The sequence below is a fragment of the Geomonas oryzae genome (assembly GCF_004117875.1).
GTDB classification, from domain to species: domain Bacteria; phylum Desulfobacterota; class Desulfuromonadia; order Geobacterales; family Geobacteraceae; genus Geomonas; species Geomonas oryzae.
This window is the reverse complement of sequence record NZ_RAHW01000005.1, coordinates 1-26,344: the sequence shown is the minus strand read 5'-3', so window position 1 is coordinate 26,344 and position 26,344 is coordinate 1. Positions and strand designations below refer to the sequence as shown.

23 protein-coding genes and 1 riboswitch are annotated in these 26,344 nt (G+C 62.6%); of the genes, 16 read left to right on the top strand and 7 right to left on the bottom strand.

Annotation, left to right across the window (positions count from 1 at the left end; genetic code table 11):
* Window positions 1–29: 29 nt before the first annotated feature.
* Entirely contained in the window at window positions 30–209 is a 180-nt protein-coding gene (locus D6Z24_RS13215; protein ID WP_129127071.1) for a hypothetical protein, read from the bottom strand.
* 139 nt (window positions 210–348) lie between these two features.
* Here D6Z24_RS13215 and D6Z24_RS13210 point away from each other — a divergent pair, with 139 nt between their 5' ends.
* Both D6Z24_RS13210 and D6Z24_RS13205 read left to right on the top strand, forming a co-directional pair.
* Window positions 349–1,203 carry an OmpA/MotB family protein gene (locus D6Z24_RS13210; RefSeq protein WP_129127070.1) on the top strand — a complete coding sequence of 285 codons (855 nt, stop codon included), beginning with the start codon at window positions 349–351 and terminating at the stop codon, window positions 1,201–1,203.
* Between the two features lie 35 nt (window positions 1,204–1,238).
* Window positions 1,239–1,913: a DUF6639 family protein gene (locus D6Z24_RS13205; RefSeq protein WP_129127069.1), complete on the top strand. Its 675-nt coding sequence runs from the start codon at window positions 1,239–1,241 to the stop codon at window positions 1,911–1,913.
* An 11-nt stretch (window positions 1,914–1,924) separates the two neighbouring features.
* On the opposite strand, the gene D6Z24_RS13200 is transcribed toward D6Z24_RS13205, so the two are convergent.
* The gene (locus D6Z24_RS13200; RefSeq protein WP_162605138.1) at window positions 1,925–3,577 is read right to left on the bottom strand and encodes a PhnD/SsuA/transferrin family substrate-binding protein; all 1,653 of its coding nucleotides are present in this window, start codon (window positions 3,575–3,577) and stop codon (window positions 1,925–1,927) included.
* Between the two features lie 262 nt (window positions 3,578–3,839).
* Here D6Z24_RS13200 and D6Z24_RS13195 point away from each other — a divergent pair, with 262 nt between their 5' ends.
* The 12 genes from D6Z24_RS13195 (at window position 3,840) to D6Z24_RS13140 (ending at window position 19,254) form a co-directional block, all read left to right on the top strand.
* Window positions 3,840–4,886, top strand: a complete 1,047-nt coding sequence (locus tag D6Z24_RS13195) for an acyl-CoA thioesterase (protein ID WP_129127067.1) — start codon at window positions 3,840–3,842, stop codon at window positions 4,884–4,886.
* Window positions 4,887–5,609: 723 nt separating this feature from the next.
* Window positions 5,610–6,041 carry a GSU0071 family protein gene (locus D6Z24_RS13190; RefSeq protein ID WP_129127066.1) on the top strand — a complete coding sequence of 144 codons (432 nt, stop codon included), beginning with the start codon at window positions 5,610–5,612 and terminating at the stop codon, window positions 6,039–6,041.
* Between the two features lie 155 nt (window positions 6,042–6,196).
* Complete coding sequence (locus tag D6Z24_RS13185) at window positions 6,197–6,652, top strand: hypothetical protein (RefSeq protein ID WP_129127065.1); 456 nt, start codon at window positions 6,197–6,199, stop codon at window positions 6,650–6,652.
* A gap of 318 nt (window positions 6,653–6,970) precedes the next feature.
* Entirely contained in the window at window positions 6,971–7,441 is a 471-nt protein-coding gene (locus tag D6Z24_RS13180; RefSeq protein ID WP_246014667.1) for a permease, read from the top strand.
* A complete protein-coding gene (locus D6Z24_RS13175; protein ID WP_129127063.1) occupies window positions 7,438–7,968 on the top strand; it encodes a permease in 531 nt (176 codons plus the stop codon). The genes D6Z24_RS13180 and D6Z24_RS13175 overlap by 4 nt, the downstream gene beginning before the upstream one ends.
* Before the next feature lie 15 nt (window positions 7,969–7,983).
* Entirely contained in the window at window positions 7,984–8,334 is a 351-nt protein-coding gene (locus D6Z24_RS13170) for a PadR family transcriptional regulator (RefSeq protein WP_129127062.1), read from the top strand.
* A gap of 220 nt (window positions 8,335–8,554) precedes the next feature.
* A complete protein-coding gene (locus D6Z24_RS13165; protein ID WP_129127061.1) occupies window positions 8,555–11,104 on the top strand; it encodes a hybrid sensor histidine kinase/response regulator in 2,550 nt (849 codons plus the stop codon).
* Window positions 11,105–11,220: 116 nt separating this feature from the next.
* On the top strand, window positions 11,221–11,754 hold the full coding sequence (locus D6Z24_RS13160) for a DUF1003 domain-containing protein (RefSeq protein WP_129127060.1): 534 nt from the start codon (window positions 11,221–11,223) through the stop codon (window positions 11,752–11,754).
* A 166-nt stretch (window positions 11,755–11,920) separates the two neighbouring features.
* Window positions 11,921–12,625, top strand: coding sequence for a response regulator transcription factor (locus D6Z24_RS13155; RefSeq protein WP_129127059.1), 705 nt, complete (start codon window positions 11,921–11,923; stop codon window positions 12,623–12,625).
* A 296-nt stretch (window positions 12,626–12,921) separates the two neighbouring features.
* On the top strand, window positions 12,922–17,841 hold the full coding sequence (locus D6Z24_RS13150) for a S8 family serine peptidase (RefSeq protein ID WP_129127058.1): 4,920 nt from the start codon (window positions 12,922–12,924) through the stop codon (window positions 17,839–17,841).
* Between the two features lie 228 nt (window positions 17,842–18,069).
* Window positions 18,070–18,187: riboswitch (molybdenum cofactor riboswitch) on the top strand.
* Between the two features lie 100 nt (window positions 18,188–18,287).
* On the top strand, window positions 18,288–19,031 hold the full coding sequence (locus D6Z24_RS13145; protein WP_129127057.1) for a hypothetical protein: 744 nt from the start codon (window positions 18,288–18,290) through the stop codon (window positions 19,029–19,031).
* Window position 19,032: 1 nt separating this feature from the next.
* Window positions 19,033–19,254 (top strand): hypothetical protein, encoded by a 222-nt coding sequence (locus D6Z24_RS13140; protein WP_129127056.1) that lies wholly within the window; start codon window positions 19,033–19,035, stop codon window positions 19,252–19,254.
* A gap of 38 nt (window positions 19,255–19,292) precedes the next feature.
* Here D6Z24_RS13140 and D6Z24_RS13135 read toward each other — a convergent pair whose 3' ends face one another.
* The 3 genes from D6Z24_RS13135 to D6Z24_RS13125 all read right to left on the bottom strand — a co-directional run bounded on the left by D6Z24_RS13135 (window position 19,293) and on the right by D6Z24_RS13125 (window position 22,445).
* Window positions 19,293–20,312, bottom strand: a complete 1,020-nt coding sequence (locus D6Z24_RS13135; RefSeq protein WP_246014666.1) for a glycosyltransferase — start codon at window positions 20,310–20,312, stop codon at window positions 19,293–19,295.
* 331 nt (window positions 20,313–20,643) lie between these two features.
* Complete coding sequence (gene pstS / locus D6Z24_RS13130; protein WP_129127055.1) at window positions 20,644–21,672, bottom strand: phosphate ABC transporter substrate-binding protein PstS; 1,029 nt, start codon at window positions 21,670–21,672, stop codon at window positions 20,644–20,646.
* A 95-nt stretch (window positions 21,673–21,767) separates the two neighbouring features.
* Window positions 21,768–22,445 (bottom strand): response regulator, encoded by a 678-nt coding sequence (locus D6Z24_RS13125; RefSeq protein ID WP_129127054.1) that lies wholly within the window; start codon window positions 22,443–22,445, stop codon window positions 21,768–21,770.
* A 397-nt stretch (window positions 22,446–22,842) separates the two neighbouring features.
* Between D6Z24_RS13125 and D6Z24_RS13120 the strand changes: the two genes are divergently transcribed.
* On the top strand, window positions 22,843–24,288 hold the full coding sequence (locus tag D6Z24_RS13120; protein WP_129127053.1) for an aminotransferase-like domain-containing protein: 1,446 nt from the start codon (window positions 22,843–22,845) through the stop codon (window positions 24,286–24,288).
* Between the two features lie 35 nt (window positions 24,289–24,323).
* Here D6Z24_RS13120 and D6Z24_RS13115 read toward each other — a convergent pair whose 3' ends face one another.
* Window positions 24,324–24,539, bottom strand: a complete 216-nt coding sequence (locus tag D6Z24_RS13115; RefSeq protein WP_129127052.1) for a hypothetical protein — start codon at window positions 24,537–24,539, stop codon at window positions 24,324–24,326.
* A gap of 239 nt (window positions 24,540–24,778) precedes the next feature.
* Here D6Z24_RS13115 and D6Z24_RS13110 point away from each other — a divergent pair, with 239 nt between their 5' ends.
* Window positions 24,779–25,033 (top strand): YtxH domain-containing protein, encoded by a 255-nt coding sequence (locus D6Z24_RS13110; RefSeq protein WP_129127051.1) that lies wholly within the window; start codon window positions 24,779–24,781, stop codon window positions 25,031–25,033.
* Between the two features lie 74 nt (window positions 25,034–25,107).
* Here the strand turns inward: D6Z24_RS13110 and D6Z24_RS13105 are convergent, their stop codons facing one another.
* Complete coding sequence (locus tag D6Z24_RS13105) at window positions 25,108–25,980, bottom strand: EamA family transporter (protein ID WP_129127050.1); 873 nt, start codon at window positions 25,978–25,980, stop codon at window positions 25,108–25,110.
* Window positions 25,981–26,344 lie beyond the last annotated feature (364 nt).

Sequence of the window (26,344 nt, the reverse complement as noted above, 5' to 3'; positions counted from 1 at the left end):
CCGGCTTCGTCGCGCCGTGAGCGGGGAACTCAGGCGCTGCGACCTTTGCGGCCGCTCTGCACGTGGCCGTGGGGGGTGATGACATGGACGTTGTGGTTCGGCTCGCGCCGGATCATCATCTCATGCTTGGCAAGCATCGCCGGGTTCTTTTTCCCACGTTCCATAGCAACGTTGCGCTTCGGAGTCGTCGGCATCTTCGTTTCTCTCATAGCTGACACCTCCTCTCTCTCTGCCTAGCATTATACCACCTTTCATCCAGTCACGGCACACTCCCTCATTGCAACATCCGCTTTACGCGCCATACTTAATGCTCTGGTACCGTACATCCATACTTCCAAGGAGGATAACATGAAGCGCAAACTGTTCGTCTGTCTCTCAGCCCTCATCTGTCTCGCCCTTTCCGGGTGCGTCACGAGCGGCACCTATAAGCAGAAACAGGCGGAGGCGGAAAACCTGGAGAAGAGCCTTAAGGAACAGCGGGGACAGTACAACATCCTGATGGGGGAGAACGACCAGCTGAAGAACGATGTGAAGCGGCTGGGCGGCGAGGTGGCGGCGTTGACCGGCGAACGGAGCGCGCTGACGGCGGACAAGAAGGGGCTCGAGGAGTCGCTGCGTTCCACCGCGGACGCGAAAAACCAGAAGATCAGCGAGCTGAGCCGGAAGCTTGGCGACGTGGAGGGGGAGAACAAGAGGCTGAAGGACGACATCGCCGGCCTGCAGAAGCAAAAGGAGGAGGTGCAGAAGACGAGCAAGACCTACGGCGACCTCCTGGAGCAGATGAAGGGGGAGATCGCTAAGGGGCAGGTGACCATCTCGGAGCTTAAGGGGAAGCTGACCGTGAACATGGTCGATTCCGTGCTCTTCGATTCGGGCAAGGCGGAAGTGAAGCCCGAGGGGCTCGTCGTCTTGCAGAAGGTGGTGGACATTCTGAAGAACGTGAAGGACAAGGCGGTGCGCATCGAGGGGCATACCGACAACGTCCAGATCGTAGGGCAGCTCGCCAAGCGTTATCCGACCAACTGGGAGCTTTCCGCGGCACGCGCCCTGAACGTGACCCGTTACCTGCAGCAGCAGGGGCTTGACCCCGCGCTCCTCGCCGCGGTGGCCTACGGCGAGTACAAGCCGGTGGCCCCGAACGACACCGACGAGGGACGGGCGAAGAACCGCAGGATCGAGATCGTGCTGGTCGCCAAGGAGTAAAGCGGTCAGGGGGGCGGCAGAGCGGGGAGGAGAGGATGAAGGGTGTTGCACTGCTTGTCGTTCTTTTTCTTTTCCGCGACGCGCCCGACGCCTTTGCCGTACAGGGTGCTTGCAACGGGGCGGTGGCCGTCGTGGCCGCCGCCACCGCTGAAGAATACGAGAGCGTCTGCGCCGCTGTCCGCTCCTGCACTCCCTTTCTGAAGTCGCTGGGGCTCGTGCTGCCGGATGGGCTGACCCTGACGCTGGACGACACGCCGCAGGGAAAAAGCTTGGACCATGCCTTTGGTTACTATGATCCCCGCAGCAACTCCATTCATCTGTTGAACTACCGGGCAGCCCTTGAGGCCTCCAGGGCTGCCCCTTCTTTCGGTGTCCCCCTTGATCCGGCCATCTGGCGCAGCTATATCATCCACGAACTTGCCCATGCCGCAGCCGAAGGCAAGTTCCGCCGCGGAGTGCATAGGCACACGGCCAGCGAGTACATCGCATCGGTGAGCCAGTTGGCCACGCTCGCGCCGGACGAGCGGGCGAGGATCTTGGAGAACTACGGAGAATTGGGCGGGTTCGACGGGGAGGAGGACATAACCCTGAACTATTACCTGCTTGATCCGGCCAGGTTCGCCGTAAATTCTTTCCTGCACTACCTGAAGCCCGGCAACGGCGACGCTTTTGTCCGGCGGCTCCTCTTGAACGGTCTTCCCGACGAGTGATTTGGGACTTTTCAGCCGGGACCGGGGCAGCCGGTGTAGACTGCGTAGTGCTCCTTGGCGCATTCCGGGCAGAGCCCGTGGCTGAAAACCGCTTCAGAGTGACTGGTGATGTACTGTTCCAGCTGGTTCCAGCTGTTCTGGTCGTCCCTTATCTTCTTGCAGTGCATGCAGATGGGGATGATGCCCTCGAGCCTCTTGATACGTGCGAGGGCCGCCTCCCTTTCGAGCTTGGCCTGCCTGCGCTCGGTGATGTCTCGGGTGACCGCCAGAAGGGAGATGATGTCGCCGTGGGAGTTTCTTAGCGGCACGGCATGGGTTTCCAGCCAGTGTATCCCACCCCTGAGTCCCTTCAGCCGGAACACAAGCGTGTCCGAAAAGCCTGAGAAGACACGACGCACGAGCGAGCCGAACGCCGCGCGGTCCTCCGGGACGACCAGGTCCCACGCCTTTATCCCATCGAGGTCTTTGAGGAGGTCGCACTCCATCATCTCGAGGCCCGCGCGGTTCATCTGGAGTATGGAGCCGTCGGCGCCGAGCTGGTTTACGCACTCCGGCTCGGCCTCGATGATGGCGCGCAGCTGGGATTCCCGGTCCTGCAGCTTTTCGCTCTGGGAAAGGACCAGCTTCTTTTCTGCCTTAAGCCTTCTATGGGCCAGGTACAGGCGCGCGCCGAGAAGGGCGATGACCGCCAGGGAGAGCAGGACGAAGACGATCTGCAGGCGGAACTTGAGCCAGATGTCCAGGACCGTGAAGCGTGGTGTGCTGTCGAAAGGGGGGAAGCGGAGCTCGCGCAGAACCTCCTCGACCGGGGTGTAGTCGGCCGGGGTGTAGAAGCCGTGGATGCCGATCCTGTTGGTGACCGAGTGGCTTGCTTCCAGGGTGAAGAGGGCCGCCGCCACCAGGCGCGCAAGGTCCCGGTCCACGGGGCGGCACGCGGCGAAAGGCCATTCCGGGTAGAGCCTGGTGGAGAGAAGCTGTGGGAACCCGGGATCCTGCCTCGGGTTCAGGACCTTGAGCCGCGCCGGGTCGAACTTCCCTTCCGCGCGCCCCGCTTCAAGGACCCCGCTTCGCACGAAGCCGACGTCGGCCCGCCCTTCCAGCACGGCCTTCACCACATTGTCGTGCGGCATCCCGGTGATGAGGAGCTTCGCGTCACCCGGCAGTCTAACTCCGGCCCGGTACAGCTCGTAGGCCTGCATCTGGTACCCCCCGAGCGACTCGTTATCCGGGACGGCGATGGTCTTGTTCCTCACGTCGGAAAGCGACTCGATCCCTTTGTTGCCGGCACGGGTGAAGATCACGCCGCCGAACTGGCTCACGCGTTTACCCTCAACCAGCACCGCCAGGGTGGCAAGCGGCGCGGAGAGCTGCCCGGCCGTCTTCAGCTGGACGAAGTGCCCCGGGTTGGTCAGGACGAAGTCGAGTTGCCGGCCTGAAACGGCACGGTTCAGCTCCGGGTAGGTGAAGGCCTCGACACGGAAGTCGCGGGAGGGGATGGCCTTTCTGAGCGCCGCGGCGAGCGGCTGCCACTGCTCGAGCGTCTGTGGCTTGGGGCGGAAGGCGAGTACGCCGATCCTTACCGGTTCCGCTCCAAGGGCCCTGGGGGGCGCAAGAAGGGAAATCAGCAGGGGAAGAACGGGAAGGAGTCTTCTAAGCGTTGGCACTGCCGGGAAAAATCTTGCAGATGGGCGCAGCATACGGTTCCTTGTCGCGGGGATGCTCTGCTCGCGGGCACTTTAATGAATTGCAAGGGTACCAGAAACGGTCGGTTTGAACAGGCCGGAGCGCCATTTTCAGCCCTGTTCCGTTTTTCCCGAGGCGAGCCGCGAGACACCCGTCGGTGAAAGGGCGCGGCGGGACTACAGATTCTGGCGGGAGATGGTACAACTATGTAAGCCGTTCAGCACGAAGAAAGAGGAGATAGATATGACAACTCCTGAGGAGACCTCGTACTTTCATACATTGTCGCTTGCGACCGATCCCGAGCTGCGCCGCCGTTTCATGGTGGTGGACGAGGACCTGAGGGGGAACCTGCGCTTCGGGCTCCTCCTGGAGATACTGGACAAGGTGGCCGAGGAGACCGCGCTCGCCTACGTGAACCGCTTCCATCCAGGGGCCCGCGTGGTGACCGCGGCGATCGACAACATCATCGTGCGGCACGTGGCGGACGTGACGCGCGACCTCGTCTGCGAGGCCCGCATCAACCACGTGGGGCGCTCCTCGCTGGAGATCGGCATCCGGGTGGAGCAGCCGGGCGAGCCGGCGAACCACGTCGCCTCCTGCTACTTCACGATGGTCGCGCGCTCGGGGATGGGGGAGGGGGCGGTAAGCATGACGCTTCCCCCGCTTGACTACGGCAGCGAGACGGAGCGGCGGCGCGCGCTGAAGGCTACGGCACGTCGGGAGGAGTACCGCCAGCAGCAGGCGCTTTTGTCGGAGCCGCCAAGCGCGGAGGAATACCGGATGCTCGCTTCCCTGCACCACGCCCAGGACGAACCGGGATTCCAGGGGCTTTTGACCGGTCGCCTGACGGCGGACGCCTGGGAGCGGATGTACCCGGAGTTCGAAAACGTGCCGCAGAAGATCTTCGGGGGATACCTCGTGCGGCGGGCCTACGAGCTCTCCTCGATCTGCTCCGAGCTCGTGGCGCCGGACCGCTCCGTAATGGCGGCGGTGAACCGGATCAACTTCATCCACCCGGTGCGCATGGGGGACAAGCTGCACTACACAAGCCGCGTGGTCTACTCGAACGGAAGCTACGTCTGCGTCGAGGCGAACATCGAGCGCATCAGCCGTGACCGCACCAGCAAGGCGCTCTCCAACTCCTGCCTCTTCACCTTCGTCAACGTGGACAGGGAACTGGTGCATCGCCCGGTGCCGACGGTGTACCCGACCACCTACGCCGAGGATGCCAGGTACCTTGCGGCGGCGAGGAGCTTTGAGACGCTCGCGGAGCACGTCTATATCATCTGATCGGGCAGGTGAGGCATGGGCCACCGGGGGCGCGGGGAGAGGAACTCCCCGCGCCCTCTTTTTTTAGGGAATCCCGGGGAAGCAGGTGTGTCTTCTCTTTAAGCAGTAACCGTTGGCACCCCGTTCCCCCCTTCGCAAAGGGGGGAGCGTAAGGTCGTCTGCGTCGCTTCGTGACCACACTTGCCCGCCGTCCCCGGGAATTCCCCCCGATTAACCTTGAGATCGTTCCTACGGTCTTCCGTGGGAACGCATGTTAGGGACGCTCCAGCGTCCCTAAGCAGACGCCGGAGCGTCCGAAGCTTTGCGTTCCCACACTGGAGCGTAGGAACGATGTGAAAGGGGGAGCGCTAGGGCCGCTTCGGTGTTTCGTGGACACACTCTTATTGCCATCCACGAAAATCCTCTTTTTGCGCCGGCGCCAAATTTTTGCAGCGGCGCCTTTCGTTTTGCATAAACGCCAAATGACCGCTGGGGGAAGTCGGCTGAAGGCGACCGTTAGCCCCTCCTATTTGGGAAAGATTAAGAGGATTTGGAGCACGGAAATGTGTTAAAGTTGCGCATGTTGCGACGTTTTTGAGCAGTGCCGACGGGAGCGTGGCACGGCCTCGGTCAGTGATACCGGGGATTTGCCGCCAAAGCGCTTCGTTGGTATACATCATGCTTTTTGACGTAGCATCACACTTTATCACTGCTTTTACGATGAAGCAGAACGAGGGCTGAGAGATGGATACGTACACGATCGATGTCGAACTGGAACACTACTACGGCGACCGCATGGCAACGAGCAGCAGGGAAGCCTGCCGCCGCTTCTACCTGAGAGCGGTGTCGCGCTGCAACGCGACCGAGCTCGAGCGCTACCTGCGCGTGGTGAAGGCGCACGCCTCGGTATATTCGTCGGTGCACCACATGTTTCGCTCCCCCTTCAAGCACGTCGAGCTGCCGCTTTTCCTGACCAGCCTCGTCCTCTTCATCTCCAGCCTGGTCATGGTCTGCACCGGTGCGACCAGCGTCCTCATCGCAGGCGGCACCTCGGCAGGCTTTCTCGGCATGGTGCAGTGCGCCAGGCAGTTGATCCGCAATTGGCAGCAGCACTCGGTACGCGAGGCGGTGTTCAGCGAGTTCGCCGAGTTTTTGCAGCAGGAAACAACGCGCTAGTAAATCCCGAAATCAGGTAAAGAGGCTGCCACGGAAGGTCCGTGCGCAGCCTTTTTTTCGGTCTCTTCTCCCACCCCTCCTTTGACGGCGCGCTTTTTTTCTATATAGTATTGGAGCCTTGCGGGGCACTCATCTCATGAAACGGAGGTAGCAACATGAAACGCCTGATCCTTCTTTGCGTCACCCTGCTTCTGCTCTCGCCCATCGCGGCCCACGCGAGCCTCGAGGGGTTCCTATCCAGCCTGAACGTGCAGGCGCGTGCCGACATGGCCGGGTTTTCCGCCAAGGTGAGTGCGCAGTTCGGCGTGCCGCAGGCCAAGGTGCAGATGGTGCTGCAAAGCGTGCCGGAGCCGGCCGACGCCTTCATGCTCTTCCAGCTCGGTCAGTACTCGGGGAAACCAGTGGACCAGGTCTACCAGGTCTATCAGCCGAACAAGAAGAAGGGGTGGGGGGCGATCGCCAAGGAGCTCGGTATCAAGCCCGGTTCGCCGGAGTTCCATGCCCTGAAGCGCGGTGACCTGCATTTTACCGGAGAGCCAGCGGGGCAGGGGGGCGGCCCCGGCAAGGGCAAGGGGCAAGGCAAGGGACACGGCAAGGGGCACAACAAGTAGTTGTATCCAGCATTCCAACGGCTCAAAAGAGGCCAGGCAGATCGCCTGGCCTCTTTTGTTTGTGCAGGCAAAATCCCCCCTGTCCCCCCTTCGCAAAGGGGGGAACGTGCCGCCTACTGCTATGCTGAAGGGAAAAACTTCGCTCTTCCCCGGGATTTCCGAAGAAGGCTCCGGCTCATGCAGCGCTTGCGGGAGCTTTTTTGCGCCTTTGACAGAAAACGCCGGGCCCTTTATGACATCTGTTGACTCTATGACTGAAACAGTATACTGTTTATGACAGTATTGTCGTGGCCTGTGAGAGAGTGGGAGGCGGTTATGATGTCGGCGGTGTTGTACGGAGGGGCGGCGGTGGCGGTACTGGTATCCTGGCGGGTGGACCCGGAGCGGACCCGCAGGGCGCTGCGCATCGGCGGGAAATCCCTGCAGGGGCTGGCACCGAGGATCCTCGGCATGGTGGTGCTGGTCGGCCTGGTGCTGGCCCTCGTCCCTCCCGAGCTGATCAGGAAGCTCTTCAGCTACGGCGGCATCGCCGGCTTCACCCTCGTTTCGGCGCTGGGTGCCGTTGTCACCATGCCGGCTCCCATCGCCTTCGCACTGGTCGGCTCCCTCTATAAATTGGGGGCCCAGCCGGCAAGCCTTGCCGCCTTCGTCACCACGCTCACCATGGTGGGGATCATGACGGCCCCCATGGAGGTCTCCTGCTTCGGGAGCCGCTTCACCTTCATGCGGCAATCACTGAGCTTCGTCACCGCCATCGCCATCGGGCTCATGATGGGGGTGCTCCTGTGAAGGCGACACTCGCAGACTACCGGCTCTTCCTCATCGTTCTGGGCGCGAACCTCGTCCTCTCCTTCTTCAAACCCGAGGCGGCCGGACTTTCGGCTGCCAACTCGGGACACTTCCTCCTCGAGGTGCTCTCCATCGTGCCGCCGGTCATGGTGCTCATGGGGCTCATGGACGTGTGGCTGCCGCGCCGCGTGGTGGAGTCGCATCTCGGACCGGATTCCGGAATGCTCGGTGCCGCGGTCGCCATGCTGCTCGGGACCGCCGCGGCCGGACCGCTCTACGCGGCCTTTCCCGTCGCCGTCTCCCTCAGGCAAAAGGGGGCGCGTACGGCGAACCTGGTCATCTTCCTGGGGACCTGGGGTAGCATCAAGATCCCGATGCTCCTCATGGAAAGCAGCTTCATAAGCCTCCGCTTCGCCCTCTTGCGCCTCGTCCTCACCATCCCCTGCATCCTCCTTTCCGGCTACCTCATGGAGCGCCTGCTGCCGCAGGAGGCACCGCTGCCGCAGCCGGAAGGCGCGGACGCCTGAGGGAAAGGAGAAAACATGCCACCGAAAACCAAACAGCAACGGCACCTCCCCGCCTTCGTTCTCCTCCTTTTAGCCGAAGGGGAGAAGCACGGGGGCGCCATCCTCACCGAACTGTCGCAGCGGATGCCCGGGTGCCGGCCCGACAGCGCCGCCCTCTACCGCACCCTGCAGCAACTGGAGGAGGCGGGTGAGGCGGTTTCCACCTGGGATACCAGCGGCAGCGGCCCGGCGCGCAGGGTCTACCGCATCACGGATGTCGGATGGGAGAGGCTCGGCTTCTGGCGGCATGATATCGAGATGCGCCTGTCCAACCTGCAATACTTCCTTGAGACCTACCATGCCCTGGAGAAAAGGGACACGGCCTGAGCCGTGCGCGGGACCTCGCCTCGGGCGCGGGGAACTTTCGCGCGACGACCTTCGCAATACCCTATGCGAGGCTAAAAGCCAGTAAAACCGGCAACTTCCCTCCAGTTTCGCCTGTCGATGCCCCAACAATCGATCTTGCCAACGCCTGCGATTAAAGTCACTATGCGTCCCCGACGATAATCATCATGAGGGAAAACCCCACAACTTCATCGGGAATGCCATGACACGAAGGACCCGACATACTCTCGTTTATCTCTTCTTCGCCCTGCTCGGGGTCTCCCTCGTCTTCATCCTGCTTACCTACCGCAACCTGGAGCAGTGCGCGCAGCGCGGCGGCGCCTATCTGCTCGGCGGGGTGCACCATCTTCTGCTGCTGACCAGCCTTCTGGTCGCCATCGGTGCGGTCGGGATCTACGCGGTCTTCTTCTGGTTCATAAAGCTCGCGGACCGGGAGCAGGAGAGGGAAGAGACCGACAAGAAGGCCGTGCTCGATGCCGCGATCCGCGAGAAGAACCGGGCGCAGCTCTACCTGGACATAGCCGGCGTCATGTTCGCCGCCATAGACCGCTCGGGCACCATCATCCTGATCAACAAGAAGGGGTGCCAGATCCTCGGTTGGGCGGAGGACGAGCTTTTGGGGCGCAACTGGTTCGACGTCTGCCTTCCGCCTGCCGTGGTCGGCATCGTGAAGGAGGTCTTCGCCAAGCAGATGGCGGGGGAGATCGAGGCGGTCGAGTTCTTCGAGAACGCCATCCTCACCAGAAGCGGCGAAGAGCGCATGATCGCGTTTCACAACACCCTTTTGCATGACGACGCCGGGGCGATCAGCGGCGTGCTCTTCTCCGGAGAGGACATCACCGAGCGCAAAAAGGCGGAGGCATCCCTTGAGAAGGCGGCCAACGAATGGCGCGCGGCGATGGACGCCTCGACGGACGCCATCTACCTGCTCGACCCGCAACGCAGGCTGATGCGCGCCAACCGGGAGTTTTACCGCATGGTCGGCAGCACTCCCGAGGCGTGCGCGGGGAGGCACATCGCCGACATCCTGCATCCCGGGTTCGACGGCCATTGCGCCCAGTGCGATGCGGAAGAGGCGCAGCAGGACACGGTGACCGTGCTCGAGGCGGGGGACCCGGAGAATTACTACCGGCATCCGGTGCAGGTGAGCCTCGGGGTGGTGCGCGACGCCGACGGCGCCCCGGTCAGCATGCTGGTGACCCGGCACGACCTGACCGCCGACCGCAAGACCCAGCAGACCCTGCGCGAGAGCGAGGAGCGCTACCGGCAACTCGTAGAACTCTCGCAGGACATCATCTTCATCAAGGTGGACGGCAGGATCGCCTTCATCAACGACGCGGGGGTACGCATGCTCGGGGCGGAGTCGGTCGATGAGATCCTCACAAGGGATATGCTCGACTTCATCCATCCCGCCTCGAGAGAGCTCTTCCTTGCCGAACTGGAGCGGGCGTCCCGGCAGGTCGGGCAGCTTCCGGTCATCGAACTCGACTTCCAGAGGCTCGACGGGGAAACCTTCTGCGGTGAGGCGACGGCGACCTCGATCATGCATCACGGCAAACCCGCGGTGCACTTCTTCGTGCGCGACATCACCAACCGGAAGAACCTGGAGGCGCAACTGCGCCACTCCCAGAAGCTCGAGGCGGTGGGGCACCTGGCCGGCGGCATCGCACACGACTTCAACAACATCCTCACCGTGATCGGAGGCTACGGAGCCCTTCTGGAGATGCGGATGACGGAGGGGGACCCGGGCCGGGAGATGCTGGACCAGGTCCTCGCCGCCTCCGACCGTGCCGCGAACCTCACCCGCAGCCTGCTCGCCTTCAGCCGGAAGCAGGACATGCACCCGGCGCACTGCGACCTGAACGAGGTCGTCCTGAGCGTCTCCAAGTTCCTGAAGAGGATCATCGGCGAGGACATCGCTTTCGAGACCAACCTCGCTTCCGGGGTGCTCGCCATCTACGCCGATTGCGGACAGATCGAGCAGGTGATCATCAACCTCGCCACCAACGCGCGCGACGCCATGAGAAAGGGGGGAACCCTGAGCGTCACCACCGGCAGCGTCGTCCTGGACCGCTCCTTCCAGGAGTCGCGCGGCTTCGGCGCACCGGGAGAATACGCCCTCATCTCGGTTGCCGATACCGGCTCGGGGATGGACGACGCCACGAGGAGCAAGATCTTCGAGCCCTTCTTCACCACGAAGGACGTGGGGAAGGGGACCGGGCTCGGGCTCTCCATCGTCTACGGGATCGTGCAGCAGCACAAGGGGTTCGTCGACGTGGAGAGCGAGGCCGGGGTGGGGACGACTTTCCACGTCTATCTGCCGGTATCGCAGGAACAGGCCCCGGTACAAACGCATGGCACGACGCTGAAAGAGCTCCCCTGCGGCTCCGAGACCATCCTGGTGGTGGAGGACGAGGAGCACGTGCGGGACCTGGTGAACGAAGCCCTGAAACAGTTCGGCTACCGCACCATCCTTGCCGTGGACGGGGCGGACGCACTGGAGAAGTACCGCGAGCACCGCGGCAGCATCGGGCTCGTCTTCACCGACCTCATCATGCCGAGGATGAGCGGCCGCGAGCTGTACGACGAGCTGAAGCGCGAAGATCCCGCCGTCAGGATCCTCTTCACGAGCGGCTACACCGCGGACATGTTGACCGACCTCGAGACCGTGGTGCCCCACGTGGAAATCCTGATGAAGCCGATCTCCCCCCCGGAGCTCGCCAGGAAGGTGCGGGAGCTTCTGGATGCTTGAGGGAGGCTTCCCGGGCGTCGCCTGACCTGGGAGGGGGGCACGTTGACTTGCCCCTAAGCGATGGTACCGTTCCCGGGTCGCCCCCCGCAGGCATTGGGGGCACCAGGGGGTGGCGCATGCCAGAGCCCGATTCCGACCAGCAGATGGCCTCCGTGGTGCACCGAAACATCGACTCCCTCCTGGAGCGGCGCCAGTCCGAGGAGCGCAACAAGGGGGTGCAGGAGCGGGTCGCCGACGCCATCACCGCCTTCACCGGCAGCATGCCCTTCGTCTACATCCACCTCGCCCTCTTCACCGGCTGGATCCTCGTCAACGTCGGCTGGCTTCCCGTAATGAAGCGGTTCGACCCCACCCTGGTGATCCTCGCCATGTTTGCCTCGGTCGAGGCCATCTTCCTCTCCACCTTCGTACTCATCAGCCAAAACCGCATGCAGGCCTCCGCCGACCGGCGCGCCGAACTGAACCTGCACATCGATCTCCTCGCGGAGCACGAAGTGACCAGGATGATCGAGCTTTTGACCGCCATCGGCACCAAGCTGGGCGTCGCCGAGTCGATGAACCCGGAGCTCGACGAGCTGAGGCAGGACGTCCGGCCGGAGAAGGTGCTGGAAACCATGGACCGGGCCGAAAAGGATCTGAAAGAGGAGTGACACGCGGCAGCACAAGGGGCAAGTGCTGTTGTGACATAGGGCACCCTGATACAGAGGACCGTCGTTCCCTTGACAGAGAAGTGACCGCTGCTAATCTGGACACCGTAGTGCATCTGTTGGATTGGAATGGCCGAGCAGGTATCCTTTGCCTGTCAGGAGGTGCGCTGTGAGTGAGAGTTCTCTGGTAGAAAGCACCGATTGCCGTGTGGTGATTGTGGGGCCTAACTACTTTCAGAACACGCTCCTCGCCACCTACATCGAGAGCTACAGTACCTGCAGTTGCTGTGTCATGGCCAGCCTCGACAGCTTCATCTGCTGCCACCAGCGTTCCTTCCCATGCCGCATCGCGCTTCTCTACGATTGTTTCGGGCTGCAGCAGAAGGTGCTCGGGGAGTGCCTGCAGCTCAAGCTGCGCCAGCTCCCCTGCGAGATCCTGCTGGTCCTCTTCAACCTCGATCGCAGCGGCGGCGTCGAGCATCAGGCGATCGAGGTCGGCGTGCAGGGGTTCTTCTACAGCGACGATTCGGTACAGACCGTACTGAAGGGGCTGGCCGCCATCTTCGAGGGGGGGCTTTGGATGTCGCGCCGGACGATGACCGAGGTGATCCTTGAGCACGGCTTTGCCCACCGCCGCAGAAGGCTTGCAGCGCACGATGAGGTGCAGCACAGCCTGACCCACCGCGAGGTGGAGATCCTCGGGCTGCTTTCCTCCGGCGCCACCAACAAGTGCATCTCCGACACCCTCTTCATAAGCCAGCACACCGTGCGCACCCACCTGAACAACATCTTCAAAAAGATCAACGTTTCCAGCCGCCTCGAGGCCGCAGTCTGGGCTGCCGATTCCCTGTTCCTGCCCCAATACCGGAACTGACGGCGATTTCACCTACGCTTCGTGCCGGCATCCGGTGCGACTATGTCATCTTGCGTAGGAGTCCCGCTGATTCGAAATACCGCAGCAAATACTCCAATCCTCGTATTTATTCCTCACCCTGCCGCGGCGTACAATCGGCCCATCAGTGAGCATGCGTCTGTCGAGCCCCTGTGGAGGGAGTCCCCGAAAGAAATCAACAGTTAAAAACTCGGTGCCAGCAGCACTTGATATGCCTCTATCTTGGGGTGGCAGTACGCATCGTCGCCCGGAGTATTCAGAAGATACTGGAGGATGCCATGTGCGGTCACAAGGTCCTTGCCTGGGTCGTAGTCCTCTCCATCCTATCCATCATCGCCCCACCAGGAGACAAATGCTGGGCCAAGGGGGCGGTAAGACACGAGGTCAGCGTGAACGGCCTGATTGTGGGGGGCACCGGCGACGCTGCGGTTGCCGGGGCGTTGCAGGCCGGCTTGGAACGGGGCATCGGGTTGTGGCTGGTGCAGTTCAACGGGCCGATCAAGGAGCGGGAAAGGGAGGCCGTGGAACGGCTGGGGGTGCGACTGCACGATTACCTGCCGGAGTTCGCCTTTCTCGCCGGCATGGATGGCGGGATGCGGCCGCGGGTGCTGGCACTTCCGTTTATCGAGGGAGTGAGCCGATTTCACCCCGGCTACAAGATGAACGGAAAGCTGCGCAAGATGGCGCTGGAGCCGGTGTCGGGCGAGGCGGTGACGCTGCAGCTCAAGCTGGCTGACCCTGCCTCGCTCGCGCAGGTCCTGGGGGCGCTGCGGCAACTGGGGGCGCAGCCCCTGACCGTGGGGCGCGACCTGGTCCGGGTGCGGGTGGAAACCGGTGCGCTGGCCGGCATCGCCGCGCTGGAAGAGGTGACCTGGATTGGCGAGTATGTCGAGATGGAACTCTTCAACGACACCACCAGTTGGGTGATCCAGAGCAACACCCCAGGCAACACGGGGATCTGGGACAAGGGTCTCCATGGAGAAGGGGAGATCGTCGGGGTGGGGGACACGGGACTTGATCACGACATCCCCTGGATACGCGACCCCGCCGGGACGGCGATCGGGGCGAGCCACCGCAAGCTCTTGGGGTACGACACCACCTATGGCGACGACTACGACAGCGACTACCCGGGGCACGGCACCCATGTCTGCGGGACGCTGGCCGGCGACCGCACCCCGGTCGACGGGTTGACCACCGCCAACGGCATGGCGCCCAAGGCGCGGCTCTTTCTCCAGGACCTCGCCGCCGGCGCCACCAACGGCGTCTATCCCCCCGACGACATGGGGCTGCTTTTCGGTCGCGCCTACGAGGCCGGGGCCCGGCTGCACAGCAACAGCTGGGGCAGCAGTGACAGAAGCTACAGCGCGTTCACCCAGAGCGTGGACCGCTTCCTCTGGGAACACCCGGACTTCCTGGCGCTGTATGCCAACGGCAACACCGGACCTGCCAGCTCCACGGTAGGGAGTCCCGCCAACGCGAAAAACGTGGTCAGCGTCGGCGCGAGCTACAACGGCAGCGAGGCCCAGAACCTCGCCTCCTTCAGCAGTAACGGCCCCACCGCGGACGGGCGCATCAAACCGACGCTGGTAGCTCCCGGCGTCGGCATCGTGTCCGCCGACTCCGATGGCATCAAAAACAGCTTCAACAGCGGCACCACGACCATGAGCGGCACTTCAATGGCAACCCCGGCCGTGGCCGGGGCTGCGGCGCTGGTGCGTCAGTACTTCGCGCAGGGGTACTATCCCCTGCGTACTGCGACCCCGGTCAACGCCTTCCTGCCGCCGGGTGCCCTGGTGAAGGCCGTGCTCATCAACAGCGCGCGGGACATGACCGGCACGGGGACCGACGGCCCGATTCCGGCGACCGGGCAGGGGTGGGGGAGGGTGCAGTTGGACCGGGGACTTCCCTTTGCCGACGCCGCCGGGACGCTCGCCGTGGTGAACCAGACCGCGGGGCTTGGCACCGAAGGGGCCTGGAACGGACAGTTTCGGGTACCGGGAGGTGAGCCGTTCAAGGTCACCCTGGTCTGGGCGGACTACCCGGGGGCTGTCGGCGCGGCCAAGGCCCTGGTGAACGACCTCGACCTCAGCGTGACCGCACCGGACGGCAGCCTCTTCCTGGGGAACGTCTTCGCCGCGGGCGCATCGGTGACCGGCGGGGTACCGGACCGGCTGAACGTGGAGGAACAGGTGCTGATCAAGGCACCGGCGTCGGGGCTCTACACGGTAAGCGTCTCCGGGTACAACGTTCCGATGGGGCCGCAGCCGTTCGCCTTGGCCGTAACCGGTGCGTCCGGGGCAAGCCAGCGCGGCACCATCATCCTGGACCGCGGCCACTACACCTCGTCCGGAACGCTGCAGATCCAGGTGACCGACACCGGCCTGGACCGCAACCACGAGGCGGCCGAACAGGTGTCGGTCCGTGTGGTGAGCTCCGCCGAGCCGGCCGGTGAAGAGGCGCTGCTACGGGAAACAGCGCTGGCAAGCGGCGTCTTCTCCGGGACCCTCCGCCTGGCGGCGGCACCCGTCCTGCCCGCTGACGGGGTGCTCCAAGTCTCGGGTACCGATACCATAGTGGCCAGCTACTTCGATGCAGACGACGGCACCGGGAGGGGGACGACGGTGACGGCGACGGCCGTCGTGGACAACGTCGCGCCGGTCTGCTCCGGGCTCGCGGTCAGCCCTCCCTCGGATACGGCGGCCACGGTGCTCTGGTCCACCGACGAGCCGGCAGCGGCCCTGCTCCGCTACGGCAGCACTCCGGAACTTGGGGGCGAGGTGGCGGACCTGAGGCTTTTGACCCGGCACGAAATATTGCTCTCCGCCCTGCGCGAAAACAGCAGCTACTACCTGAGCGCGGTCTCCACCGACGAGGCGGGCAACGCCGCTACCTGCAGCACCAGCTTCGTTACGGCAAGCCTGCCGCCCGTGCTGCTGGTGACCTCTTCGACCGGCAGTACCACCTACCGCGGCAGCACGATCATCTCCGGCACCGGCACCGATGCCTCGGGGGTCGCCTCGGTGACCGTGAACGGTACTGCTGTCGGCTTCCGGCCCACGGACGGCTATTTCGAGATCGAGCTGCCGCTCACCATGGGTGACAACCTTTTCAGCGTGCTCGCAAGCGACACCCTCGGCAACACGAGTCGCCGGGATGTCACGGTGACCCGGCTCCCCGTGGGTGACCTCCTCGTGCAGTCGGTTTCAGGGCCCGCTTCGGCGCTGCAGGGAGGGAACATCACCGTTGCCGACATCGTCTGCAACAACGGTTCGGGCGAAGCGCCCCCCTCTGCGGTTGGCTTCTATCTCTCCGCGGATGTCGGGTATTCCGCCGACGATCTCTTCATAGGCAGTCGCAGCATCACGGCCCAACTGGCCGCCGGAAGCTGTGCCAATGGCGCTTCCACCCTCGCCATCCCGCTCTCTGCACCGGGTGGGACCTGGTACCTGGTCGCCTGCGCCGACTACCGCAATGCGGTCCAAGAGAGCGATGAAAGCAACAACTGCCGTGCCGGGACCCGGCTTACGCTCCCTCTGCTCCCCGTTGCCTCTCCCGGCGCCATGAGCGTGCCACTTTCCAACAGCACTGATAGGTTCCCGGTTTCCTGGGGCAGCTGCGGGTTGAGCGGGGCCGTTTACGTCCTGGAATACAGCCGGGAGGGCGCCGAGTGGACCCAGGTCTACAGCGGCACTGCGACATACAGCTACGTGATGGTCACGCAAAACGGCAGCTACAGCTTCCGCGTCAAGGCCGTGAAGAGCGGCTACCTCGACAGCGCCTACAGGGTGTCCGACAACAGCTGCTTCGTTACCCTCGCCTGCGGCGCGCCGGCATCCATCACCGTCCCGTCCTCGGACAGCACCGGCAGGTTTCTGATCAGCTGGGGTACCAGCAACGTAAGCGGGGTGAACTACCTGATGGAATACAGCTACAACGGCGGCGCCTGGACCCAGGTCTTCAGCGGGGCCGGCAACTACGCCTATTTCAGTGCCAGCGCAAGCGGCAGCTACGCCTTTAGGGTCAAGGCGGTGAAAACCGGCTATGCCGACAGTTCCTACACCACGGGCGCCACCCCCTGTGTGGTAGCCCTTGCCTGTGGCGCGCCGGCCTCCATCACCTTCCCGTCCTCCAACAACACCGGGACCGTGCTGGTCAGCTGGGGGAGCAGCAACGTGACCGGCGTGAGCTATGTCGCGGAATACAGCCGCAACGGCGGCACCTGGAGCCTGATCTACAGCGGGTCCGGCAACTATGTCTACTTCAGCACCAGCGTGAACGGCAGCTACACCTTTAGGGTCAAGGCGGTGAAAACCGGCTATGCCGACAGTTCCTACACCACGGGCGCCACCCCCTGTGTGGTAGCCCTTGCCTGCGGCGCGCCGGCCTCCATCACCGTACCGTCCTCCAGCAGCACCGGGACCGTGCTGGTCAGCTGGGGGAGCAGCAACGTGACCGGCGTGAGCTATGTCGCGGAGTACAGTCTCAACGGCGGCACCTGGAGCCTGATCTACAGCGGGTCCGGCAACTATGTCTACTTCAGCACCAGCGTGAACGGCAGCTACACCTTTAGGGTCAAGGCGGTGAAAACCGGCTATGCCGACAGTTCCTACACCACGGGCGCCACCCCCTGTGTGGTAGCCCTTGCCTGTGGCGCGCCGGCCTCCATCACCTTCCCGTCCTCCAACAGCACCGGGACCGTGCTGGTCAGCTGGGGGAGCAGCAACGTGACCGGCGTGAGCTATGTCGCGGAATACAGCCGCAACGGCGGCACCTGGAGCCTGATCTACAGCGGCACCGCGAGCTACGTCTACTTCAGCGCCGCCGCAAGCGGCAGCTACGTCTTCCGGGTCAAGGCGGTGAAAACGGGCTATACCGACAGCCCGTACAGGCTCTCCAGCGCCTGCCGGGTGGATCTCGTCTGCGGTGCGCCCGCTTCCATCAGCGTCCCTGCCACCAACAACACCGGGAAATTTCCGGTCAGTTGGGGAAGCAGCAACGTAAGCGGAGTGACCTACGTGCTGGAATACAGCCGCGACGGTAGCGCCTGGGCCCCCATCTACACCGGGACGGCGACCTACGCCTACTTCAGCACCAGCACGAGCGGGAGCTACAGCTTCAGGGTCAAGGCGGTGCGCACCGGTTACGGCGACAGCGGGTACACCGCCGCCCCAGCGCCCTGCATCGTGACGCTGAACTGAAAAGGGAAAGAGCTGGAACAGTGGGGGCCGCGGCTGGCCGGCAGTCGCGGCGCCTTTGTTGACTCGGCTTCGGGCCTGGTACTGTTTCATCCGGCCGGAGAAGGTGCCGGAAACCATGGCCCGGGCCGAGCAGGAGCTGAAAGAGGAGTAACCTCCCGAACCTTGGTCGTCTCACATCATATTTATCTGGCGTATACGTTTTACCTGTGTTAAAGACGTTGCCCAAATTCGTCTGTGCCTCTCCGAGCTTCGCCGCCTAAAAGGTCCTCCTCACGGCTGCGGGCCAACGGGTACTGCTGGAAACGGCGGTGCCTCCCTTTTGGAAAGGAGAGCCTTGTCTGCGGCCGGAGTGTATCCGACCGTACAGGGCCCCTTTCCATCCGGAATGGGGCTTTTTTGCGTTTATCGTTATGTAGCGTGTAATACAACGAAGGGGTTCAGAGACCATGCGCATCGTGATTTCCATCGACGACACCGACAACTTAGAGAGCCGGGGCACCGGCGAAATCGCCTCCCTGGTGGCGGACGAGCTGCAGCAGAAAGGGTGGGGGAGCTGCGGCTTCATCACCCGGCACCAGCTCTTCGTGCACCCGGACATCCCGTACACCTCGCACAACAGCGCCATGTGCTTTTACGCCGACATCGACGAGGTATGGCTCGAGCCGGTGATCGGGCACGTAGCCGAGTTCCTCGAGCGGGAGAGCGCTCCCGGTTCCGACCCCGGCCTTTGCGTTGCGGTTCCCGGCCGGATGACCGCGCGCAACGAGCTGCTCGCCTTCGGACGGCGCGCGAAGCGCGAGGTGGTGCGGATGGACGAGGCGTACGAGCTGGCCGAAAGGCTCGGGGTGCACCTCTCCCAGCACGGCGGCACCGGGCAGGGGGTGATCGGGGCCCTTGCCGGCGCCGGGCTCAGGATGTCCGGCAACGACGGGCGCCTGAAGGGTTTCCTCGACTTCGGCCAGCCGTACCGGATGCTGCGGGTGGACGAGCTCATGCAGCACCCTCTCGTAGACGTGGTGCGAAGCGTCACCGGCGAGGCGCTGCGCGACGACGACCTGGTGACCATCGGCGAGAAGCCGAAGACGGTGCTTTTGGAAGGTGAATCGGTGCTGCTCGTCGGGGCGCCGCAGACCGCGGGGACCGGGGCGCGCTGGCAGACCCTGCACAGAAAGCAGTTGAAGGCGTACTAGCATGTGGCGCGCAAACGAGAAAGGGGTCATGGAGTTCGCCCACGGCAAGGAGGCCTGGTCGCTGGCGGAGCAGGCGGCGCTTGCCTGCACCTGCTTCGTTCCGGATGTAGAGGAGGAGCAGGTGGCCGGCGAGGAGCGTTCCTGCTACGACTGCCGCTACCGGCGCTGGAGCGTCGAGTCGTTCACCTGTCTCGGTGTTCCGGCGCTGCAGGCTGCCGGCTAGCTGCCGGCGCAGCGGATCGGGGTCTGTGGTAATACGGCTCACGCGACGCAGACGGCGTTGATCCCCTCGACAAAACCGGCCTTCCGCGAGGTCTGCCGCACTACGTCGCGCGCGCCGCGTGCCCCCACCGTCATGAGAAGCTTCGTCCCGGTACGGGTAAGTTCGCTCGTGGCGATGACCGGCGCGCCGTGCAGGGGGCGCCCGATCTTTCTGGGGTCGACGTCGACCCAGTAAGCCACCTCTATCCCCGCCTCCTTGAGGAGCCGCTGCCAGGCCCTCCCCTCGAGCCCCGCCCCGGCCAGGATCACCTCCCGCTCGTCCTTCAGAAAACGCTCCAGCAGGTGGTGCAGCTTGCAGCGGCGGAAAGCGTCCTGCGTGTAGGCGGGGTTCGTGCGCGTGGTCCGCTCCGGCCGTTCGCGCCAGTAAAAGAGCGTCTCCGGGAGCCGGGCGAAACGGGTCCCCGCCGCGGCCATGCGCAACCACAGATCGTAATCCTCGGGCCATCCCATGTCCCGGTAGCCTCCGGTCCGCTCGATCTCGCCCTTTCTGAACATGACGCTCGGGTGCACGAAGGGTGACTCGACGAAGAGGTCGGCGGCGATCTCCTCGTGTCCCAAAAGCGCGTTCTGCCACCGCTCGTAGCCGTTCATCCCCATGCCGACCCGGTGGCGGGGGAAGTGTTGGAAGGAGCAGGCGAGAAGTCCCGTCTCTTCGTGGTCGGAGAGGTAGGCTACCTGCGCCGCGAGCCGCGCGGGGTGGCAGACGTCGTCGCCGTCCATGCGTGCGATCAGATCGGCCCGGCAGGCGGCAAGCCCCAGGTTCAGTGCCGGGACGAGGCCAAGCCCTCCGGTTTGCAGCACCCGGATGCGCGCATCCGCAGCGGCCGCCCGGGCCAGGATTTCCGGGGTGGCGTCCTTCGAGCCGTCATCCACCGCCACCAGTTCCCAATCCTTGAAGCTCTGGGCCGACAGCGAAGCGAGCGCCGCGGGGAGGTGCTTCTCCTCGTTTCGCACCGGCATGAGGATCGATACGGCAGGCGTGTTCATGGCAGCGTTCATGGTCGCTTCACCCTCCATGGTTTGGTCTTCACGCGCCCAACATTAACAGTTGTCAGGAGCGGGACCAAGAGGAAACTGGCGTCACGGAGGGGACTGGCTCCGACAGGTGCCTGTCCCCTTAAGGATTTGGCAAGGTGACTTGCCGTTGCGTCCCCGCCCCCGAAGGGGGAGGGACAGGGAGGGGGGCGCAGCGGCTCACAACAACTTCCCCCCTCCCGGCCTCCCCCCTCCGGGGGGAGGTGTGATTGTTGGCATGCGCAGCTAATCAGGAAAAAAAGAGGGCACCGGTGTGACACCGGTGCCCCGTGCGTTGCCATCTTCAGGCATCGCTCTATTTGATCGTCTTGATGGTCTTCTGCACCATCTTAACCACGCTGTCCGGCAGCGGTGCGTAGAGCATCGGAGCGGCCATCTTCTGTCCCTTGGTCATGGCCCAGTTCAGGAACTCGACCAGGTGTTTACCTTTGGCCGCGTCCTTCTGATTTTCGTAGACGAGAAGCCATGTGAAACCGACCACCGGGTAGGCGTCCCTGCCCGGCTGGTTCACGAGCGAGATGCGGTAGTCGGCCGGCATGTGCTTAACGGCCGCTGCGGCAGCAGCGCTGGTGGATTTGATCGACGGCTCCACGAAGACGCCCGCCTTGTTCTTCAAGGATGCGTACGGGAGCTTGTTTTCGAAGGCGTAGGCAAGCTCGACGTAGCCGATGGAGTACGGCGTGGTCTTAACCTGTCCCGCCACCCCCTCGTTACCCTTGCCGCCAAGACCCACCGGCCACTTGACCGCGGCCCCCTTGCCGACCTTCTGGGCCCACTCTCCGTTCACGCCGGTGAGGTAGTCGGTGAAGATGCTGGTGGTGCCGGACCCGTCGGAGCGGTGCACGACGATGATCGGCTTCGCCGGGAGGTGCACTCCCTTGTTGTCGTCGGCGATTTTGGGGTCGTTCCACATGGTGATCTTGCCGAGGTAGATGTTGGCGAGATCCTCGGAATTCAACTTAAGACCGGTGCCGACGCCCGGCACGTTGTAGGTGACGACGACGGCGCCCATGACGGTCGGGATATGGATCAGCTTGCCCGGGGCCGCCTTGAGCTCGTCGTCGGAGAGGAACTTGTCGCTCGCACCGAAGTCTACGGTCTGCGCGGTGATCTGCTTGATGCCGCCGCCGGACCCGATGGACTGGTAGTTGAACTTGACCCCCTTGTCCACCTTGGCGTACTCGGTGAACCACTTGGAGTAGAGGGGGTAGGGGAAGGTCGCTCCGGCGCCGTTGATGAGGGTTTCGGCGTTTGCCTGACCGGCGCAGGCGACTGCGGCGATGAGTGCCAGCGTCATGACGGCTTTTTTGATTCGGTGTAGCATCGATGTTCCTCCTGTTTGTGTGTTTCTCAATGGTCGCAATGATAATGAAGCGTTGTGGCGTTTCTGTTACAGGGTCGGTACGTTCCCGTTAACTTTCACAGCTCGATCTTGTAGCCGAAACCCCGCACCGTCCTGATCAGTTCGCCGGCCGCCCCCATCTTGCCGCGCAGCCTCGTTATGTGCGTGTCGACGGTGCGCGAGTCTTCGACGAAGGCGTATCCCCAAACGTCGCGCAAGAGGACCTCGCGGCTTTGCAGCCTTCCCTGGCGCTGTACCAGAATATGCAAAAGCTTGAACTCCGTGCTGGTGAAGGAGATCTCTACGCCGTCGATCGACACCGAGTGACGTTCCACGTCTAGGGTGAGCGGCCCCACCTTCACGACGCTGCCCGGGGAGGGAGGCGCCGCGGCGCGCCTTAGCAGGGCCCTGACCCGCAGTATGAGCTCCCGCGTCGAGAACGGCTTCACCACGTAATCCTCGGCCCCCACCTCGAAACCGACCACCTTGTCGATCTCCTCACCCTTCGCGGTCAGCATGAGCACCGGGATGGCGGCGGTCTTCTCGTTTCTCTTCATGGTCTTGCAGACCTCGGTACCCAAAAGCCCGGGAAGCATCAGGTCGAGGATGACCAGGTCCGGTTTGATCCGTGATGCCTGGTCCAGCCCGGTAAGCCCGTCGTGGACGGTCACCGCACGGAACCCTTCCCGCTCCAGGTTGAAGGCGATCAGTTCGGCCAAGTCCTTTTCATCTTCTATGATCAGTATCTTCTGCATCGTTGCTACTCCGGCATCCGGATTATTCGGCTGGGTGCGGCGGGGCGTCTTGTAACCATTTGCAACATGACGTCGTTTCTCCTTTTCTTCCCGGTTAGGTGTTCGATGGCCGGGAGGATAGCAACGCAATGTTTCAATCAGGTTACCGATCCGACCTCGTTTTGTGACATTGAGCGAGGGGAAAGGACGGCTTTCGCGGACTATGAGTGGGTTCTTTGGAACTGATGCGATAATTCACGATTGTAATGGTGACAGTTGTTGCCTATGATGACTGTACCCATCCGAAATGAGTGTAACTGTGACTGTGGGTGAGGACGGTATTGCGGTAGAGTTTGCCGTGAGACTTCAACTGGTTGGCAACTACCCGCGTCATTATTAGGCGCGGATCGGAGGCGGTATGGCCCTGGAGATGGCGTCGGACTGCAGGCCGTTGTACGAGCGGGTGGGAAGCGAGATCGTGTCGCTCATCGATGGCGGGACCTATCGGGTCGGAGAAAGGCTCCCCTCGATCAGGCAGTTGAGCTCGAAGCTCAACGTGAGCATCAACACGGTGATGCAGGCGTATGCGGTGCTCGAGGATCGCAGGGTGATCCAGGCGCGCCCGCAGTCGGGCTACTACGTCTGTCCGAAGGTGCCGGAGATCACCGGGGAACCGGTTGCCAGCAACCAGCGCTTCCGCGCCACCGCGGTCACCTTCAGCGACCTCTGTCAGTTGGTGATCCGCAACATGATGAACCCGGAGCTCCTCCCCCTGGCGAGCGCCATCCCGAACCCGCAGCATCTCCCGGTGGACAAGTTAAGCCGCATCATGGCTGCCGAGCTCAGGCGCTTCGGAGCCCAGAGCATCTCCTATTTCATGCCCCCGGGAAGTGAACGGCTGCGCACCCAGATCGCCAAGCGTTCCCTCATCTACGGCGTCGGGGTACGCCCGGACGAGGTGCTCGTCACCTCCGGGTGCGTCGAGGCGGTGCAGCTCGCCCTGCACGCCACCTGCAAGCCCGGCGACACCATCGCCGTCGAGTCCCCTTTCTATTTCAACTTCCTGCAACTCATCGCCGAGATGGGGTTGAAGGCCCTGGAGATCCCGTCGACGCCGAAGGAGGGGATCAGCATCGAGGCGCTAAGTTACGCCATCGAGCACAACAAGGTGAGCGCCTGTCTCGTCATCCCCAACTTCAGCAATCCGCTGGGGACCCTGATGCCCGACGAGCGCAAGCGCGAGCTGGTGCAGCTGCTGGCCCGGCACGAGATCCCGCTCATCGAGGACGATATCTACGGTGACCTCTGCTTCACCGACCAGCGCCCGGTCGCGGCGAAGGCCTTCGATCACAAGGGGCTCGTCATCTACTGCTCTTCCTTCTCGAAGACCCTCGCCCCGGGATACCGCGTCGGGTGGGCCATCGGCGGCAGGTATCAGGCCGAGATGGAGCGGCTCAAGATGATGAGCAACCTCGCCACCGCGTCGCCGACCCAGTTGGCCATCGCCGAGTTTCTCGCCAACGGGGGATACGACCATCACCTGCGCGCGATCCGCCGGGTCTACGCGAAAAATCTCTCGCAGATGACCGATGCCATCGTGCGACACTTTCCCGAGGGAACCCGCATGACGCGTCCCGGCGGCAGCTTCATGCTTTGGGTCGAGATGCCCGAGGAGATCGACTCGGTGCAGCTCTTCCATCGCGCGCTGGAGCGCGGCATCAGCATCACCCCGGGCTCGATCTTCTCGCTCTCCGGGAAGTACCGGAACTACATGCGGGTTTCCACGGCGTTTTGGGACGACAAGGCGGAGCGCGGCATCGAGACGCTTGGCGCGCTGGTCAAGGAGATGTTGCAGCCTTTATGATTGTTGGGCGTGGCGGCGCTGCTTTAGAAAGGGAATCAGGAGGAGGGGAGATGGAGCAGTGAGCAGCAGCGGCATTTGCCGTAGCGTGCGGGGAGGAGCAGGACGTTGACGGTAAGGCAGTTCTTGCATTCCCAGAAGGTGTACCCGGTCACTTCCTGGCCCGCCTGTTCACTGAAGAACCACTTGTAATACGAGTCCCAGTCGTACTCGGGTTCCTCTTTCGCCTTTTCAACCAGTCGTTCCAGTAGCATGGCGACTCTCCTTGTTCAAGACATGTCGTAAACATACAGCTAACAGGCGCAATATCAACCTGGTATTTTTACTTAGCACCAAAGGTATTTGCTGTCCATGCTGAATACAACAATCGGTAGATGTATTCGCTATAGTCGAGTCTTCTTGTTGTTCTGTAGACGATTTCCCGGTGGACTTCCTTTTTTGATCGGCGGTAAAATGAGACATCAGTAGATATCGTCTAAAAGGAGGCGCTATCATGAACGAAAGGATGAAAAGACCGATCAATGGCCTCATGATGCTTTTGGGCGGCGGGATGCTTGGTGCAGGTCTTGGTCTGCTGTTCGCTCCCTGCTCCGGTGCCAAAAGCAGGAAGAAAATGATCAAGATGGGGAGGACGGTCGGCGACAGGAGCGACAGGTTGATGCGCGACCTCTCCGGTCGTATGGAAGATCTGGCCGATACCATGGCCAGCATGAGCGGCAAGGCAAGCAAGATGATGCACCTGCGGTAAAGGAGTGCGTCTCGTCGGTTGAGGGGCCCGCGGTCGTATAGGCTGCGGGCCTTTTTATGTCTTACCCCTACGCTTTAGCCGAAGCGTATGAGAGCTGCGCCGGCTACTATGAGTGCGGCCGACACAAGGCGCATCCTGCCGAAAGATTCCTTCAGGAAGAAGATCCCGATAAGAACACCCACCATGATACTCACCTGCCGCACCGGAACGGCGTACCCGACGCGCGCCATGTTGAGCCCGTAGCGGAACGTAAGGAAGGATAGCATGACCGTCGGGCCGCTCCAGAGGATTAGGCGCCAGTTGGCCCGCCACTCTTCGGCTACCAGGTCGCGGTACTTGGGACGGCAAAGGTTCATCGACATAAGTGTGAGCATGGCGATGACGAGGAAGTAGGTGAAGAAAACGGGCGGGTAGTCGCGGACGCCGGTTTTTTCCGCGATGGAGCCTATGGAATAGATGAAGCCGGCAAGCAGTGCGGCCCGTACCGAGGTGCTCCGGAGGTCTCGAAAGGGGCGCGCTATCTCGGAGAACGATACTTCGCGCATCTGGACGCAGAAGGTGCCGAAGATGACAAGCAGTATGCCGGAGACCCCGGTAAGGGAAAGACGCTCGCCTAATAGTAGCACCCCCCAGATAGGAACGTAGACCATCGAGGTCTGTGAGAGAGGGTAGATGATCGAGAGGTCGCCGTCCCGGTAGGCTCGTCCGTTAAGGAGATGGTAAAGGACGAAGCTCACCGAGCCGATGGCGATCATGGTGAGGGTGTGGAGGCCCGGCCAGTGGAAGGGTTCGTCTATCACAGTTATGAGCGCGGTGAAGGGGAACATGGAACAGATGAACATCCACCAGATGAAGACGGTCTTGTGGCGGCTCTTTTTTACCAGGGTGTTCCAGGTGGCGTGCATCACGGCGGAGAAGATGATAAGGGCAAAGGCTAGATTCGACATGGGGGGAGTATAGCTGAGGTCTGTTAGTAAAAGAAACGCTTTCTGGTTATTCTGTTCTGTTAGAGAAAATTATTCATTAAGTCGTTGACGGGTCGGGTGCGCTTTGTTATAAAGCTGGACTCCGCAGCAACGACGTTCTCTTCAACCGAATATTTGAGCCGGCAGTCACCGCAGGAAAGTTGCGGCGGCGGCGAATCTGAGAAAGATTTAAGAAAAGAAAGTCTTGACAGGTTGGAGCGGTTCAGGTAGGGTGCTGAGTCTGTCGCAAACGGCGGCTTGGTCTTTGAAAACTAAATAGTAGACGAAACAGTAATGTAGGTTTTTAAGTAAGTCAGTTGTTTCAAACTAGAATCGGATTTTCCGG